Source organism: Nocardia sp. NPDC058114, assembly GCF_042884695.1.
Classification (GTDB): domain Bacteria; phylum Actinomycetota; class Actinomycetes; order Mycobacteriales; family Mycobacteriaceae; genus Nocardia.
Genome location: NZ_JBHVTK010000016.1, coordinates 50,822 through 67,320, shown reverse-complemented (window position 1 = coordinate 67,320; position 16,499 = coordinate 50,822). Strand labels below are relative to the sequence as shown.

Sequence of the window (16,499 nt, the reverse complement as noted above, 5' to 3'; positions counted from 1 at the left end):
TGAGCAGGAGCCTGCCCAGGAGGAAGCCGCCGGCGTATGGCCGGTGGGTGACCGGCGGCAGGACCTTCGCCAGTGGGGTTTGCGGTCTCTTCTCGGATTCGTCCATTGCCCTTGTCTTTCAACTGGTCCCGTCAACAGCAATGGCCCGTCGTGATGACGGGCCATTGCTGTTGCCTGAGTTGTCTTCGGTCAGTGGTGTTTACGGCTGGGGGTCAGCGTGAGCAGCAGGCCGATGACGATGGCCGCGATCACCACGCCCCAGCCGATGGGCAGGATCCCGCCGTCGTCGGGGGTGGGTGCGCCCAGCAGTGCCCAGACGCTCACGGCCAGTGCGATCAGGCCGATGGTCAGCAGGGTGAAGGCGGGTCGGCGGGCGGGCTCGGTGCCGGTCGGATCAGCCACGGGTCACCACCGCGTCACCCAGGTGCATCTTGACGTGCAGGTCGAGGACCGGTGCGCCGGGGGTGTTCGGCCCGCTCAGTCCGTCTTTGCAGGTCGAGTTGGAATCGGCCACTCGGATGTCACACGTCGTGTTCACCGTCATCCCTTCGGGCAGTTGCACTTTCGCGTCACCGATGTTCACCGCGACTTCGACGCTGCGTGACTCGGTGAGGTTCAGTCCGCGCAGGTCCAGCGTGCCCGAACCGATGTCGAGGGCGTAGCGGGGCTGCAACTCGGTGACCGAGGTCGGCGCCCAGACACGGTCGCCGACGGCGGTTTCGCTGAAGTCGATCGGCCCGATCAGGGAGGCCAGCACCACGAACCCGGCCAGCGGGGCGGTGAGGATCAGCAGCCCGTACCCGCGCCGCAGGAACGCGCCGACGACGAGGCCGAGTCCGACTACGGCCAAGGCGAAGGCCGCGATCCGTGCGGGGGTCATCCATTCGACGCCCGATGCGGCTGCCGCACCCGCCAGCGCCGCGGCCAGGATCGCCAGGCCGATGGTGACCGGGGTCAGCCGGGAGCGTGGACGTTTCGGTGCCGGTGGCGCGACCGGTGCGTAGCGGGGTGCCGCTTCCGGGAGTTCCCAGGCGAGGGGGGCGACAGCGAGCGGGTCCCAGCCGTTGGGCACCTGCGCGTTGATCCGCGGGGGCTCGGGTGCGGGAGCGATGGTTCCGGGGACGTCCTTGCGCAGGACGGCGGTGGCGCCGGTTTCGTTCGCCTGTGGTTGTTCGGCGGGCCGCATGCTCTCGTCGGTGCCGGCCGGCTCGACGACCTCGGTTGTCGGGCTGTCCGCCCGCTTGTCGAGATCGACGGGTGGAACCGAATCGGCCGCCTGCTCGCTCGTATCCGACACGGCGAGCGGAGTCGACGCGTCCGCGGCGACCTCGCGGTTGTCCGGATCCTCGTGTCCGGGTTCGCTGGAGGCCGGTGTCACGGTGATCCGGGTGGTCTCGACGGAATCCACAGCAGCGCTGCCCGATTCGTCGATGTCCTTGTGCAGGACGACCGTGTCGGTCGCGTCGACCCGCAGCAGCGGCGCGGATTCGGCGGTGGCCGTGCGGGTTTCCTCGCGGGCGAGTGCCGGATCGGGAACGTAGGTATCGGGGAGTTTCGTGTAGGGCGTGTACATCCCCGTCGGCGGCACCTCCGGGTTGTACGGGTAGCCGCGCACCGGGACCCCGGTCGGGTAGCCCGCGCCCGGGTAGCCCGTCGTGCCGAGCGGAGCGCGGTAGGCGTCGAATCCCGCGGGCAGCTCCGGATGCCGCAGATACAGCATCCACCAGCCTGCGAGCATCAGCCCCATGCTGACCACCCCGGACCCGCCCATTCCCAGCCCGATCGGCCCCATGGTCGACACGGCGATAGCCAGCGCGACGATCAACACGATCGTCTTGGTCTGCGAATGCGAACCTCGATCGTGGGCCGACAGGGCCTGCGCCGCCGACATCTCGTTGCCCGCCGACCCCAGCACCAGCCAGGCCAGCAGGTACAGCACGATCCCGGCCCCGCCGAAGATCGTCGATACCACGAAGGCCACCCGCACGAGCACCGGATCCACCCCGTACCGCAACCCGAACCCCGCCGCCACGCCGGCGATCGGCCCTTGCCGAGGCAGCCGGACGGGCCGCGTCTGCCACATCTGGTGAACCTGGTCGGCGAAGCTCGTTCTGCTCATGCCATCCATGGTGTGCCGAGCCGCCCCTTCCGCACATCGGGGGTAACCCTGATAATTGCCCGGGTTCAGGGACAGGGGGAGCGGTAGGCGACGTTCGCGACCTGCCCGCGCCAGACGGCTTCGGTGAGTCGGCCGGTGGACGCGCAGATCCGGGCGGCGACGGTCTCGGTGTCGAGGTCCCACACGCCGAGCTGGCCGTTGTCGGTGACGATCACGAGCTGTTCACCGCGTGGGTGCAGGACCACCTGCCGGTCGCGGCCGTCGGCGGGGCCGAGCGGGCCGATGTATTTGCGCGGCGCGCGGGGGTCGTCGAGATTCCACAGGCCGGTCGTGCCGTCGTCGCTCGACACGGCCAGCTCGGTGCCGTCCGCCGATGTGGATATCCAGCTGAGCGGCCCGACTTCGGTGCGGACCGCGTCGACGAGCGGGGTGAAGACCTCGGGTGTGTCGGTGTCCCACAGGCCGAAGCGATCGTCTTTGGTGACGGCGAGAGTCCGGTTGTCGGGCAGGAACTGGGACGGTTGTACGACGGTGCTGAGTTCCACGTCGGTCTCGGCGATCAGACGAGGATGCACCGGGTCGTCCAGATTCCAGATCTGGCGGGTGTAGTGCTGCCAGTCGCTGCGGTGGTCGACGAGCATCACTTCGACCAGGCTGCCGTCGAGGCTGAAGGCGTCACCGACGAGCTTTCCGAAACTCGCGGTGATCGGCGACCCGAGAGGCTTCGGCGCGCTGCGGTCGGTGACGTCCCACATGTGGACCGAGTCGGTGAAGGTCAGCAGCATCCGGTTGCCGTTGACAGTCGAGCTCTCGGCCTCGCCGGTCGGCCAGCTGGGCAGTTGTCGTGGATGACGCGGATCGTCGAGGTCGAAGACGATCCGGCGCTTGCCGACCTGGTCGTGCAGGCTCAGCGTGCGTCCGTCCGGACTCAGCACCGGGTTCGACAGCGCCAGCACGTTCGGGACCGTGGTCAGCCGGGTCGGGCGGCGCGGGTCGGTGGTGTCCCAGATCGTCACGTCGCCGGTCCGGGTCACCATGGCCATCCGATCTCCTGCTCGATCGAACACCGGACCCGAGGGCAGCCGGGGAAACACGTCGATCGTCGATCGGGGCAGTGTCCAGGTGCGCAGCAGGCCGTCGTGCCCCGCTCCGATGAGTATCGGTTCGCCCGGGAGGAAGAACATCGACGTCGGTCCGCCGCTGCACAGGGAGACCCTGGCCTGTGGGCAGGCGGCCGGGCTCACCGACAGGGCCGGGCCCGCTTGCACGGGTTGGGCCGGGTCGGTGATGTTCCACAGCCGCGCGGCCTCGTCGGAGCCGGTGGCGAGGAGGTGCCCGTCCTGGTGGAAAGCGATCGAGGCCAGCACGTCGTTGTCGACACGAGTCGAGGCGCCGAACGTGTGCGGGTGGTGCGGATCAGTGATGTCCCAGAGTTCGAACTGACTCGACGGTGCGCTGCTGGTGTGCTTCACGCCGTGCGTGCCGATAGCCAGGCGGGTGCCGTCCGGGCTGAGGGCGACCGCTTGGAGGACGTCGGTGCCGGATGTGGCGATCGGCGGCCCGATGGGACGCGCAGCGGCGGTATCCCACAACTGCACGAAATCGGGGACGCCGGTGTCGAAGGTGGCGGACCCGACGGCTAGCAGCGTGCCGCCGGGGCCGAATTCGACGGAATGGTTGTCACCGGAGAGCGGACGGGTGAAGGTGCGCACAGGTCGTGACCGATCGCGGATGTCCCAGAGGGTAAGCGTCGAGGCGTCGATTTCGGCGAGTCGCGTTCCGCTCGGATCGACGGTGAGTGTGTCGCTTCGCAGGGTGTCGAAGGTGTGGATCAGACGGGGAGACTCGGGGCGAGCGAGGTCCCACAGCTGGGTACCGGAATTGCCGAGGGTGACCGCGTCGGTGCTACCCGGGATGAATTCGAGGTGGTCGGTCCGCGTTCCGAGTGAGGTGGTGAGCCGGCGTGGCCGTGCGGGATCGCGCAGATCCCAGAAGGCGGTGTCGCCGGCGTAGTCGATCGACACCAGTAGTGCGTCGGCCGCGCGATGAGCCAGCGTGGAGACGCCGCGCTGGTGGGCGGGCACGCTGACGGCCAGGGGTGAATCCTGGCTGTTCAACAGCTGGGTGCGCGTCGCGATGTCAGGCCGGATTCGATACGCGGCCAGCAGGAATTGCGCCGAGATCGACGGGTCGCTGCTTCTGGTCCGGTGGGCCGCGGCCACCAGTTCGGCGTAGTCGCGGTCCAGTGCCCGCTGATCGGCGAGCCTGCTGCGGTCGACGGCGATGACACCGGTGGCGAGCAGGGCGATCACGACGGCGACCGCCACGATCCGCCAGCGGCCGCCATTGCGTGCCGCTCGCCGCGAAGCTTGGAGGAAGGCGCGTACACGCGGACTGAGGGGGGCGCCGCCGGTGTGCTCGTTCGCGTTGTCGAGTCGGGTACCGCGATACAGCAGCGCCGAATCATGTCTCGCCGACTCCCACTCGGTCGCATCGTGTTCGAGCCGCTGTCGGACCAGGTGCCCGACCCGGTCCGTATCGATCCAGCCGCGTAGCCGGGGCCACGCGGTCAGCACGATCTCATGGGAGAACTGCACCGAGCCCGCGTCGAGGGCGATCAGTCTGCTGGTCGCGAGGACTTCGAGCGCTTCCGCTGAGGCATCGGGATCGCCGCTGCGGCCGAGCAATTCGGCACGGTCTACCGTTCGCCGGGTGTCACGCCCGTCCTGTCCGACGGTGACAAGCGAGCCGAGCAACTCCTGAGCGGCGCTCTGCTGCCCCGGAGTGAGCTCGCTCCAGGCGAGTTCGGCGGTCTCGGCGACCGAGCCGGCGACACCGCCCGCTTTGCGGTAGCCGGCGACGGTGAGTTTGCGACCCTCGCGCTGCTGCCAGGTCGCGGCCATCACGTGTGAGAGCAGTGGCAGCGCCCCTGGGTCGTAGCCGTCGGCGCTGAGGTGCCCGCCGAGCCCGCGCAGTTCGGTGAGTACCAGCTCTTCCAGACCTGGCTCCAGGGTGAGCCCGGCGGCGGCCGCCGGTCCGGTGATCGCGTGCGAGACCTCGTCCATGGACATCGCGCCGAGCAGGTAGCTGTTGCGCTGCAGGCTGTTCCGCACTATCGGATAGTGCAGGCATTGTTCGTAGAAGTCGGCACGCAGCGCCAGAACGACCGTCACCGAATCGGGTAGGTCGGCGAGCGCGGACAGGAACGCCGAACGTTCGGCTTCGTCCTGGCACAGGGTGAACAGTTCCTCGAACTGGTCGACGATCAGGACCCGAAGGCCGTCGGTCAGTGTCGCCGCGAGTCCGGCGGTCGGCGTCGCTCCCGGTGTCATGGTCGCGGCGGGTAGGTCGATCGTAGGTCGAAGACCCGCCGCCAGCAGCGAGGACTTGCCCGCCCCCGACGCGCCGATCAGGACGACGACGCCGGTGGTGGCGCGCACCAGGTCGACGAATTCGGTGGTGGCCTGCTCACGTCCGAAGAACAAGGTGTGCTCCTCGGGGAGATAGGCGCGCAGGCCGGGGTAGGGGCAGGCGTCGCCGTCGGTGGCGGCCGCTGTCCAGGTGACCGACTCCTGCCACAGGCGTCGCCATTCGTGCGGGTCGGCCAGGCCGCGCGGTAGGTCGCGTTGAGACTTCTCGGTCAGCTCGACGAGCGTGAGGACCACCGGCAGCAGCGATTCGAAGCGAGCGGGCACATTGCGCCCGGCCTTCCAGTCGCTGATCCGCTGCGGCGACGGCGTGCCGGCCTGGGTGCCGCGCATGCGACGCTCGGTGGCCGAGGCGACCCGGCGCAAGGTCGGATTGCCTGCCACGGCATAGAGTTCGGCGAACCGCTGCGCGAAAATCGCACGTGGCGAAGAACTCTGCGCGTCATTGATGGTCAATGAACCCCCCGTTCGATGAAAACGACCGAGGGTCATGCTATTCGGATCGACCGGGACCCGGCGACTCGCCGGGCCCCGGTGCGGATCACAGGAACATGGTGTCGCCGAAGATCGAGTTCGTCGCCTTCACCTGTCCGGTGCCGGCGGTGACCGTCGCCCACGAGTAGACGTTGAGCGGTCCACCGCAGTTGCCCACCATCAGATGGAAGTCACGGTTCACCAGATAGGTGGTGCCCGAACCGAGCGACATCGATCCCACATCGATCTTCTTGATCTCGCCCGGCGCGAGCGACAGGCTCAGATCGACACCGGCCGAGATCGACGGGCCGATATCGGCGGACACATCCGGACCGGACGAGCCGAACCCGATGCCGGCTTCCGCGCCGACCGAGACGCCACCGTCGAGCCCGACCGACAGCGTCAGGTCCACCGCGCAGGCGACGAGATAGCCGGAGGTGACCTCACCGGTCGCGCCGAGCGGTGCGGTGACGTAGGCGGTGTTGTCGAGGAACACCTCGCGATTGGTCGGCATCGCGTTGAGCGGCGGGACCAGCCGGTAGGACTCCTCGGTATGGCCGAGGGTGAGTTCGAAGCCGGCGGGCCCGTGATAGGTCGTCTCGTGCGGTGCCATCGGTGTAGCCGATGCGATCGGTGTCATCCCGAGGGTGCTCAGTCCGATAGCGGCGGCACCCAGCACGGTGGTGATGATGTTCACTTGTTCCTCCCCTGAAGCGGCGGCCGCAGTTCCGGCCTGCCATCAACGTAGGAAGAGCCTGTGCGGCCGGGCTTTCGGCGCGACCGCGCATCGGCTTAAAAGACCTGCTGAGGACCCTGGGTTCAGGTTTCCGGTCCGGCGGTCCGGCACCGGCGTCGCGGTCCGGCACCGGATCGGACATATACCCAGGTAGAGCGTAATTTCTGTCCGGACCGGACAGCTCGCCGCGCAGGTCAGCGGCGGATCGCCGACATCGGGGACGAGATCAGGGACTTTCCTGATGTCGACACCCCGTCGCGCGTGCCAGTATCGAGAGCATGGATCCGTCTGTTTCCGCCCGCACTGCCGCCCAGGGGTCCGCGACCCCGTCCGGGCCCGGCGCCGCCGCCGGGAACAACGCCACCCACGGGCCTTCCGACGGCCCGGGCGCAGCGGCGAATCCGCGGTTCGGTTGGCACCGGCCGCGTGGTTTCGTAGAGCGCTCGTTCGGGGGTGAGCCGGTGGTCTATGGGCCGCCGCAGCACTACGCGCCGCCGCCGCAGTATCGGAGCGCGCCGGGTTACGCCCAGTATCCGCAGGGTTATGGCGTGCCGCGCGGCTATCGGCCCATGCTGCCCGTCCCCGGCCCCGAGCCGGTGGGTGCGCCGATGCCGGAGACCCCGCGCCTGGTCCGTCGCAGTGGTGGGCGGGTGGTGGGTGGAGTCGCGGGTGGTCTGGCCGACCATCTCGGTGTCGACGTGATCAAGGTGCGGCTGGCGTTCGTCTTGCTGTCCGCGCTGGTCGGCGCGGGACTGGTGGCGTACGGGCTGCTGTGGATCTTCACTCCCGGTGGCGCGGACGCGGCGAAACCGACCGGTGACGAGCGCAGGCAGGCGATCGGGCTCGCCCTGCTCGGGCTCGGACTCGCGGTGACGGTGGGGTGGTTGTTCCAGGGGACCGCGGCGAAGGTGATCGCGCCGATCGTGGTGGTGGCGGTCGGCGCCGCGCTGGTGTGGCGCGAATACGATGTCGCCGCGCCGGGGCCGCGGGCCCTGTTCGGGCTGCCCGCGCGACCCTCGGTGGTCACCTGGTCGCGCATCGTGGCCGGGGCGACGCTGATCGTGGTCGGGCTCGGTGTGGTGGTGCTGGCCAGGATCGATCTCAGTTCGCTCGGGTCGGCGCTGATCGCGGTGGCGGTCACCCTGGTCGGCGCGGGTCTGCTGACGGTGCCGCTGTGGCTGCGCATGGTCCGCGCGCTCAATGCCGAGCGCGGCGCCCGCATCCGCAACGAGGAACGCGAGGAGATCGCCTCGCACCTGCACGATTCGGTATTGCAGACGCTCGCGCTGATCCAGCGCCAGGCCGAGGATCCGCAGGAGGTGCTTCGCCTGGCCCGCAGTCAGGAGCGTGAACTGCGCAAGTGGCTCTTCGACGACACCGCACCCGCCCAGTCGAGCCTGGCCACCGCGCTGCGCACCATCGCGGGCGAGGTGGAGGACCAGCACGGTGTGAAGGTCACCCCGGTCACCGTCGGCGATGTGGCGATGGACCCCGGCGACACCGGCGCGGGCCTGCCCAAGGAGCATTTCACCGCCCTGCTCGGCGCCACCCGTGAGGCGCTGGTCAACGCCGCCAAGCACGCCGAGGTCCCCGAGATCGACCTGTTCGCCGAGACCGAACCCCACCAGGTGAGCATCTTCGTGCGCGACCGTGGCGCCGGTTTCGACGTGTCGGCGGTGCCTGCCGATCGGCGCGGGGTGGCCAAGTCGATCTGTGCCAGAATCGAGCGCCGCGGCGGTACCGCCGTGATCGACTCGACCCTCGGGCGTGGCACGGAGGTGCGGATCGTCATGCCGCGCACCGACTCCGGGACCTCCGAGCCGGACGAGGTCGCGAGCGACGACGCGCCGACCACCGCAGGCCCGGATGACCACGCGCCGACGCGGGACCATCCGGCCGATCACTGAGCGCGATCGCACCGACCCGGGCCGATCTCGGCGCCCGGACGCCGCGGTGTGGTACCGATGACAGCAGGTCGATCGAGCGGTTCGAATGAGGAGTCTGGTAGTGAGTGTGCGGGTGTTCCTGGTCGACGATCACGCGGTTTTCCGGTCGGGGGTGCGAGCCGAGCTGAGCCGGGAGACCGACATGGAGGTCGTCGGTGAGGCCGGGGCGGTGGCCGAGGCGATCGCCGGGATCGATGCCACGAAGCCGGACGTGGTGCTGCTCGACGTCCACATGCCCGACGGTGGTGGAGTGGCGGTGCTGAGCGGGATCGCCACGGGGCCGGTGTGTTTGGCGTTGAGTGTGTCCGACGCGGCCGAGGATGTGATCGCGGTGATCCGGGCGGGGGCGCGCGGGTACGTCACCAAGACGATTTCCGGTGCCGAGCTGGCCGACGGTATCCGCCGGGTCGCGGGTGGGGACGCGGTGTTCAGTCCGCGGCTGGCCGGGTTCGTGCTCGATTCGTTCACCGGGCGCTCGCCGGTCCCCGAGCCGCCGCTCGATCCCGAATTGGATTCACTCACCCCGCGCGAGCTGGAGGTGCTGCGCTTGCTGGCGCGTGGATACACCTATCGGGAGATCGCCGAATCCTTGTTCATCTCGGTGAAGACCGTGGAGACGCACGCGTCGAATGTGCTTCGTAAGACGCAACAGTCGAACCGGAACGCGCTGACTCGATGGGCGCATCGACGCCGCATCGAGTGAAGCTCGGCTCTACATCACGGCGATGATGATCGCGATCAGGATGATCAGGCCGATCAGCACGCCCGCGCCGATGGCGAGGGGGGCGCCGTTGGGGAGGTTGTCGACGAAGCTGCCGGTGCGCTGCTGGGGTGCGGCGGCGGTGGCGCCCACCGGCGCGCGGTGCGGGCGCGGGAGGGGGGAGGAATTGTGGCTACGCAGGCCGCTGGCGGAGTTACGGGTGGACCAGGCCGGGATGGTGCCGTCCTCGGTGCGCAGCGGCACACCGAGGATGTAGGCGCCGGTGCCGGGTCCGAAGGCGGCGGTGAGGATTTCGTCGCGGGCCTCGGCCATGGTGGGGCGGCGCTGCGGCGCGGGCTCGAGCATGTGCAGCAGCGGCTGGGTGAGGATGCCGCTGCGGGTGGGCGGGATGATCCGGCCCATCGCGGCCGCGGCGACGACGTCGTGCTCGTCGGAGTCGAAACCGAACGGTGGCTGGCCTTCGAGTGCGGTGTAGAGGGTGGCGCCGAGGGAGAACACGTCGCTGGCCTCGGTGGGCCGGGCGCCGCGCGCGACCTCGGGCGGCAGGTAGGCGGGGGTGCCGGTGATCACACCGTCAGGTTCGTCACCCTGGGTGTCGCCGGCGCCGCGCGAGATGCCGAAGTCGCTGAGTTTGGCCAGGCCCACACTGTTGCCGCGGTCGGCGACGAGGATGTTGCCCGGCTTGATATCGCGGTGCACGATGCCCGCAGCGTGCGCGGCGGCCAGCGCGTCGGCGACCTGCGCGCCGATCTGGGCGACCTCGACCGCGGGCAGCGTGTCGACCAGCGCGAGCGCCTTGGCCACGCTGCGCGAGGGTAAGTACTCCATGACGAGCCACGGCTCGCCCGCCTCGATCACCACGTCGTGCACGGCCACGGCGTGGATGTGCGACAGCTTGGCGGCCACCCGGCCCTCGTGCACGATGCTGCTGCGGATTCGCTCGGCCTCGGCCGCGCTCAGTCCCGCGGTGGACAGCACCTGCTTGATCGCGACTTCCCGGTTCAGCAACCGATCGGTCGCGAGCCAGACCGCACCCATGCCACCCCCGCCCAGCTTGGACTGCAGGCGGTAGCGACCCGCGACCAGGTAGTCGGGGCCGATATGGGGACGAGCACGTTCGGTCACGGGTGCGAGGGTAGCCGAATATGGCGCTGACTGGCCGGGATCTCCGGGGTGCTGCGCGGTGGACACGGGGTGGGGGTGGGTGTCACGCTGGTCGCTATCGAACGTATATTCGAATACGATCGATAGCTGAAACGGTGCTGCCGTTTCGGTGCAGGGCGGTTTTCCGCTCGCGGGTCCATCGTGGAAGTAGGTGGTGTTGATGGGTTCGGAAGCGTTGTCGCCCGATGCGGGCATGATCGACGAGCTGCGCAGGCGGATGGCCGCAGTCCCGGGCCGTGGTGAGTCCGCGACCGGGCATATGCCACGTGAGCAGCCGCTACGCCGAGATCTGCTGCCTGTTCCGCCCCCACTCGCCGATCTGTTGCCCGATGGTGGGCTGCCGAAAGGCGCGGTCGTCGCCTACACCGGCGCACACTCCCTGCTGACGGGGATGCTCGCCGCGGTTACCGGGAACGGCGGCCACGCCGCGGTCGTCGGCCTGCCCCGGCTCGGTTTGCTGGCCGCTGCCGAGATGGGTGCCGAGCTGTCCCGGTTGGCGGTGATCACCGACCCCGGCCCCGACCCCGCCGAAGTGGCCGCGGTCCTGCTCGACGGCCTCGACCTGGTAGTCCTCGGCCTCGGTGGCCTCGCTGTTCCTCCGTCGCGCTGCCGCGTCCTCGCCGCCCGCGCCCGCAATCGCGGTGCCACCCTGGTGGTCGCGGGCGAATGGGCCAACCCGACTCTGCGCCTGGACTCCCGCGTCACCGGGTACCGCGGCCTCGGCCCCGGTCGCGGCCGCTTGCGCTCGGTCTGCCTCGACGTGCGCGTGAGCGCCAAGGCCGGCCAGACCCGCCACGGCCGTATGGACCTGTGCGCCCAGGTCGGCCGCACCGAATGGCTGCCCCGCGAAACCGTCAGCGGTGCACCGGAAGTCACCGCGCTACACGAGGCGGTCTCATGACCGCCGGGCCGTTGTCAGGTTCCGGCCGATGGGCGTGAGGGGATCCACCGGCTGTCCGGCGGCCGCCCGGACGATCGCCGCGGGTCTCCCGTTCGTTCCCGAGTCGCTCTCGGCACGCCGTTGCGGTTACCGATCGCCTACCGCATTCGTGGTGGGTGGCTCGTTCGGACGTGGCGTGGCGTGTGGATCGGTGGCGTCGTCGTGACGCGCGTTGAGCGGGTGCTCGCGGTGTGGTGCCTGGACTGGCCCGCGGTGGCGGCGGCCGCGGCGGAGGGGGTGTCGGCGGAGCGACCGATCGCGGTGTTGCGGGGAAGTTCGGTGGTGGCGTGTTCGGCGATCGCGCGGGCCGAGGGTGTGCGGCGGGGGATGCGACGGCGGGATGCGCAGGGATGTTGCCCGGAACTTGTTGTCGTGCAGGATGATCCGGATCGCGATGCGCGGTTGTTCGAGCCGGTGGTCGGCGCTGTCGACGAGACGGTGCCCGGCGTCGAGGTGTTGCGGCCCGGGCTCATCGTGCTCGGGGCACGCGGTGCCGCACGGTATTTCGGCTCCGAGGAGGCCGCGGTGGTGCGGTTGATCGACGCGGTCGCCGTGGCGGGAGCCGAGGCGCAGATCGGGATCGCCGATGCCATGTCGACAGCGGTGATCGCGGCACGGCGCGGGGCGATCGTGGCGCCGGGGGAGGGCGCGGAGTACCTCGCTGGGCTCCCGGTCGCGGAGCTGGCGGTGGAGCCGAGCCTGGCCGCACCACAGCGCGCGGAGCTGGTCGACCTGCTGCGCCGCTTGGGTTTGCGCCGCATCGGCGACTTCGCGCGCCTGTCTCCCGCCGAAGTGGCCTCCCGGTTCGGCGCCGACGCCGTGCTCGCCCATCGCACCGCCCGCGCCCTGCCGGAACGTCCACCGTCGGCACGCCGGCCCGCTCCGGAACTGACCGTCGAGCTGGCCTGCGATCCGCCCATCGATCGGGTCGACGCGGCCGCCTTCGCGGGCAGGCAGCTGTCCACCCGGCTGCACGCGGTGCTGTCGGCGGCGGGGGTGGCGTGCACCCGGCTCGCCGTGACCGCGCGCACCGAGACGGGTGAGGAGCTCACCAGGATCTGGCGCTGTGCTCGCCCACTCACCCCCGCCGACACCGCCGACCGCGTCCGCTGGCAACTCGACGGCTGGCTCACCCACCGCGCCCGCCCCACCGGCCCGATCGTCGCGCTCACCCTGGAACCGGTCGAGGTGGTCGCCGCCGGTGCGCTGCAACTCGGTCTGTGGGGTGGTGAGGGCGAGGAGACCGAGCGCGCCCGCCGCGCCCTGGTCCGCGTGCAGGGGCTGCTCGGTGGCGAAGCGGTCCGCATCGGCGTGCTCAGCGGCGGGCGCGGGCCCGCCGAACGCATCACCATGATCGCCCTCGGTGACGAGCTGACCCCCGCCGCCGACCCCACCCAGCCCTGGCCGGGTCGTCTCCCCGAACCCGCTCCCACACTGCTCCTGCTGCACCGCCCGGTCGTGCACCTGACCGCCGCCGACGGCGCCCCCGTCCTGGTCACCGATCGCGGCCTGTTCACTGCCGTCCCCACCCGTCTGCGCTGGGGCAGCAAGCAGTGGGCGCTGCTGGGCTGGGCGGGCCCCTGGCCGATCACCGAACGCTGGTGGTCCACGGCCGAGCCCACCTCCCTGGCCGTGCGCGTCCAAGTCCAGCTCGATGCCGACCCCACCGAGATCCGCGCCGTCCTGCTCGTCTACGACGCGATGCACTGGCACGCCGAGGGCGTCTACGAGTAGCCCACCGCCCCGGTTCTAGAGTGAAACGACGCTTGTCCGGGACGGTCCCGGAAGGCTCGGTCGTGGGAGGAGCGCTGTGAACCCGTTCGAGGGCATGCTGTGTACGGCGGCCGCTGCCGATCTTCCGCTGCTCGGTACCGCGGGACATTTCACCGGATGGCTGTGTATCGAGCATCCCGGTGCGTGGGGCGGTGATGTGATCGGTGACGAAGTGCTCGGTCCGGAGATCACCGCCGAACTCGCGGCGCGTACGTCGGCGGCGCAGGTCCGGCCGACGCTGATCCGCCGCCCCGGCCGCAACGAGTTCACCGGTACCCGCACTGTGCTGCTGGTCAGTTCGCGGCCGGAGGGCTCCTGGTGTGAGCGGTTCGAGATCACCGACTTGCGCCAGCTCTTCGACATCGACCTGCATCTCGTCGACGGTCCGGCGCCGGGAATCGGTGTGCGCGTGGACGATCCGGTGGTCCTGGTCTGCGCGCACGGCAAACGCGACCAGTGCTGTGCCCTGCTGGGCCGCCCGATCGCCGCCGCCCTCGCCGCCGACTACCCGGGCCGGGTCTGGGAGGCCTCGCACACCGGTGGTCACCGCTTCGCCCCCGCGGTCGTCCTGCTTCCCTCCGGCCTCACCTACGGCCGCGTCGACGCCACTGCCGCCAAGGCGATGCTCGCGGCGGCCGACGTCGACGAGGTCTCCCTGACCGGTCTCCGCGGCCGCAGCTGCTATCCCCCGATCTCCCAGCTCGCCGAAGTGGCTGTGCGCGAGCAGGTCCCGGCCGATGCCACCGCTCTCACCGTCCAGCCCGACCCGGCCCCCACGCACGACCCGACCGTGGCGGGCGCCGCCATCGTCACTCACCGCGACGGCCGCCGCTGGCGCGTCACCGCCCGCACCGTCGCCGCCGCCCCGCGCCAAGCCAGCTGCGGTGCCGCCCCCAAACCGGCCACCTACTTGGAACCCGCTGCGATAGAACAACTTCCCGCGCTGTCTCGCGCGCAGTCCGAACGTCCCACGGATCGCTGACTCATCGACTGCGGACGACTCGGCTTCCGGGCAAGCTTCACAGTGGACTACTGGAACTACGGCGCGGTGGCCCTCCCGCACGTCGTCCGACGGGCTTAACGTCGACTCCATGATCGACATCCGGGAAATCGGCGAGGACGAAACCGGGCTGGCGGGCCCGGCTCTACTGGAGCTTCGCCCACGGTGGGAGACGGCATCGCGCCTGATCGAGTTCATCGATAACGAACTCCGCCCCGCGGGCTACCGGCTCATCGGGGTCTTCGAAACGGGTTCCCCCGCGGCACTATCGGTGGCAGGGTTCCGCGAATCCCACTCCACCGCCTGGGGCCACCACCTCTACATCGACGATGTCTCCACCCTTCCCGTGGCGCGCGGTCGAGGCCATGCCGACAGCCTGATCGACTGGGTCACCGCCGAAGCTCGGCGTCTGCGGTGCACGGGGGTCCACCTGGACTCCGGCGTCGGTCCTACCCGAGCCGCCGCCCATCGTCTCTATATGCGCCGTCATCTGACCATCACCGCCCACCACTTCACCCTCGACCTGCAGTGAATCGTGGCGGACCCGGCGGCACTGAATCCATGTGGGTGCGAGACGAACCGAGTGACTACGCGGGGGTCACCAGTGTGTGCCGGGTACCCAGCGGGCCGCGCGGCGCAGGGCGGTGCCGGTGGCTTTTCGGGCGGCGGAAGGGGTTTTCGGATCTGCCCGGGGTGCCGGTGCGGGGGCCGGGGTGTCTTCGGCCGATTCGCCCTTGGCCGCAGGGGAATCCGGCAGTGCGCGGTAGTAGCGGTGCAGGATGCGGTCGCGAAGTTTGGGGGTGATGATGCCGCCGTATTCGGCGAGGGTGCCGAGGGGAACATCGATGCGTTTGGGACGTTCGGTGAGGGCGCGCACGATCGTGCCCGCGGCCCACTCGGGGGATTCGGACGGCCCCTGGTCGCCGCTGGGGGCGATCATCGGGGTGCGCACCAACGGCATGTGGATGGTGGTGAACGTGACTCCGTCGGCGAGGGTTTCGACCGAGGCGACCTCGGTGAACTTGTCCAGGGCCGCTTTGCTGGCGAGGTAGGCGGCGAAGCGAGGGGTGGCCACCTGCACGCCGGCGCTGGAGATGTTGACGATGTGGCCGAAGCCGCGTTCGCGCATCTGTGGCAGCAGCGCGAGGGTCATCCGCAGCGCGCCGAAGTAGTTGACCGCCATGGTGCGTTCGAAGTCGTGCAGGCGATCGGTGGAGCGGTGGATGGCGCGGCGGATGGACCGGCCCGCGTTGTTGACCAGCATGTCGACGTGGCCGTGCTGGTCGAGGATCGCTTTGACGGCCGAGTCCACGGATTCGGAGTCGGTGACATCGCACGGGTAGCCGTAGGCCTGCCCGCCCGCGTCGACGATCTGGGCGACCACCGCGGCCAGTTCGTCGGCGCGGCGCGCGAGCAGGAACACCACACCGCCCTTGTCGGCGACCGAGAGTGCGGCGGCCCGTCCGATCCCGGACGACGCACCGGTGATCACGACATGCCTGCCGGTGAGATCGCGCCGCTTGCGGCCCCGTTCACCTGGAGAAACCTGAGACATCACTGCTCCTTTGCAGCTCGTTGCCTCGAACTTACTCCAAAGTAAGTTCGAGGGCCAGGGTCGCCGGAAAACTCGAAAATATGTTCGAGTGGCTCTCGCTAATGTTCGAACATATGTGCGATACTGATGCACATGGCGGACGATCGGATGGCGGACATCTATGCCGCGGTGCGGCTCGGCGGTGGCGACCCTGATGCGGCGCGCGCGGCGCTGACCAGGCTGTGGAGTGAGATAGGGGAAGGCGGCGACCCGTTGCATCGCTGCGTGGTGGCGCATCACCTGGCGGATGTGCAGGAGTTGCCGGAGGGTGCCTTGTTGTGGGACCAGCGGGCGCTGGCCGCGGTGTTCGGGCCGGGCATCCCGCTCGATGAGGGGCTGCGCGGGTTCCTGCCCTCGCTGTATCTGAACCTGGCCGACAGTCATCGCCGCGTCGGTGACTTCGAGATGGCGCGGATGCAATTGGCCATCGCGCGCGGGCACCTGGATGTGCTCGCCAACGATGCCTACGGCGCGGTGATCCGCACCGGTCTGAGCCATGTGGAGGCGGCGCTGGAATCGCGGTCGATGGAGCGCTTGCCCGCGAATTGAGTAGTCCGCCAAGGGGAAAGGGTGCGTGATGCGGGGGTCGTGAGAGGAGCGGGTG

13 protein-coding genes are annotated in these 16,499 nt (G+C 69.8%); 7 read left to right on the top strand and 6 right to left on the bottom strand.

All coding sequences use genetic code 11. The features are described from left to right. Positions 1-189: 189 nt before the first annotated feature. From ACFVVI_RS33755 to ACFVVI_RS33740, 4 genes are all read right to left on the bottom strand, one after another. A complete protein-coding gene (locus ACFVVI_RS33755; protein WP_378996864.1) occupies positions 190-402 on the bottom strand; it encodes a hypothetical protein in 213 nt (70 codons plus the stop codon). Further along, a complete protein-coding gene (locus ACFVVI_RS33750; protein WP_387448828.1) occupies positions 395-2,119 on the bottom strand; it encodes a PspC domain-containing protein in 1,725 nt (574 codons plus the stop codon). Before ACFVVI_RS33750 ends, ACFVVI_RS33755 begins: the two co-directional genes overlap by 8 nt. Before the next feature lie 65 nt (positions 2,120-2,184). Beyond that, positions 2,185-6,003: a hypothetical protein gene (locus ACFVVI_RS33745; protein WP_387448825.1), complete on the bottom strand. Its 3,819-nt coding sequence runs from the start codon at positions 6,001-6,003 to the stop codon at positions 2,185-2,187. An 85-nt stretch (positions 6,004-6,088) separates the two neighbouring features. Then, positions 6,089-6,718: an MspA family porin gene (locus tag ACFVVI_RS33740; protein ID WP_378996858.1), complete on the bottom strand. Its 630-nt coding sequence runs from the start codon at positions 6,716-6,718 to the stop codon at positions 6,089-6,091. A gap of 608 nt (positions 6,719-7,326) precedes the next feature. On the opposite strand from ACFVVI_RS33740, the gene ACFVVI_RS33735 reads away from it, so the two are divergent. Next, positions 7,327-8,664, top strand: a complete 1,338-nt coding sequence (locus tag ACFVVI_RS33735; RefSeq protein ID WP_379312785.1) for a PspC domain-containing protein — start codon at positions 7,327-7,329, stop codon at positions 8,662-8,664. Positions 8,665-8,770: 106 nt separating this feature from the next. After that, a complete protein-coding gene (locus tag ACFVVI_RS33730) occupies positions 8,771-9,406 on the top strand; it encodes a response regulator (RefSeq protein ID WP_378662632.1) in 636 nt (211 codons plus the stop codon). A 9-nt stretch (positions 9,407-9,415) separates the two neighbouring features. Here the strand turns inward: ACFVVI_RS33730 and ACFVVI_RS33725 are convergent, their stop codons facing one another. Continuing rightward, positions 9,416-10,549 (bottom strand): serine/threonine-protein kinase, encoded by a 1,134-nt coding sequence (locus tag ACFVVI_RS33725; RefSeq protein WP_378996856.1) that lies wholly within the window; start codon positions 10,547-10,549, stop codon positions 9,416-9,418. A 199-nt stretch (positions 10,550-10,748) separates the two neighbouring features. Between ACFVVI_RS33725 and ACFVVI_RS33720 the strand changes: the two genes are divergently transcribed. The 4 genes from ACFVVI_RS33720 to ACFVVI_RS33705 all read left to right on the top strand — a co-directional run bounded on the left by ACFVVI_RS33720 (position 10,749) and on the right by ACFVVI_RS33705 (position 14,833). Further along, the gene (locus ACFVVI_RS33720; protein WP_387448821.1) at positions 10,749-11,489 is read left to right on the top strand and encodes a hypothetical protein; all 741 of its coding nucleotides are present in this window, start codon (positions 10,749-10,751) and stop codon (positions 11,487-11,489) included. Positions 11,490-11,690: 201 nt separating this feature from the next. Beyond that, the gene (locus tag ACFVVI_RS33715) at positions 11,691-13,262 is read left to right on the top strand and encodes a DNA polymerase Y family protein (protein ID WP_387448819.1); all 1,572 of its coding nucleotides are present in this window, start codon (positions 11,691-11,693) and stop codon (positions 13,260-13,262) included. Positions 13,263-13,356: 94 nt separating this feature from the next. Further along, positions 13,357-14,283, top strand: coding sequence for a sucrase ferredoxin (locus tag ACFVVI_RS33710; RefSeq protein ID WP_387448843.1), 927 nt, complete (start codon positions 13,357-13,359; stop codon positions 14,281-14,283). Between the two features lie 109 nt (positions 14,284-14,392). Beyond that, positions 14,393-14,833: a GNAT family N-acetyltransferase gene (locus ACFVVI_RS33705; protein ID WP_387448816.1), complete on the top strand. Its 441-nt coding sequence runs from the start codon at positions 14,393-14,395 to the stop codon at positions 14,831-14,833. A gap of 66 nt (positions 14,834-14,899) precedes the next feature. On the opposite strand, the gene ACFVVI_RS33700 is transcribed toward ACFVVI_RS33705, so the two are convergent. Beyond that, positions 14,900-15,856 carry an SDR family NAD(P)-dependent oxidoreductase gene (locus ACFVVI_RS33700; RefSeq protein ID WP_387448814.1) on the bottom strand — a complete coding sequence of 319 codons (957 nt, stop codon included), beginning with the start codon at positions 15,854-15,856 and terminating at the stop codon, positions 14,900-14,902. A 132-nt stretch (positions 15,857-15,988) separates the two neighbouring features. Here ACFVVI_RS33700 and ACFVVI_RS33695 point away from each other — a divergent pair, with 132 nt between their 5' ends. Continuing rightward, complete coding sequence (locus ACFVVI_RS33695) at positions 15,989-16,444, top strand: hypothetical protein (RefSeq protein WP_378635369.1); 456 nt, start codon at positions 15,989-15,991, stop codon at positions 16,442-16,444. Positions 16,445-16,499: the final 55 nt, after the last annotated feature.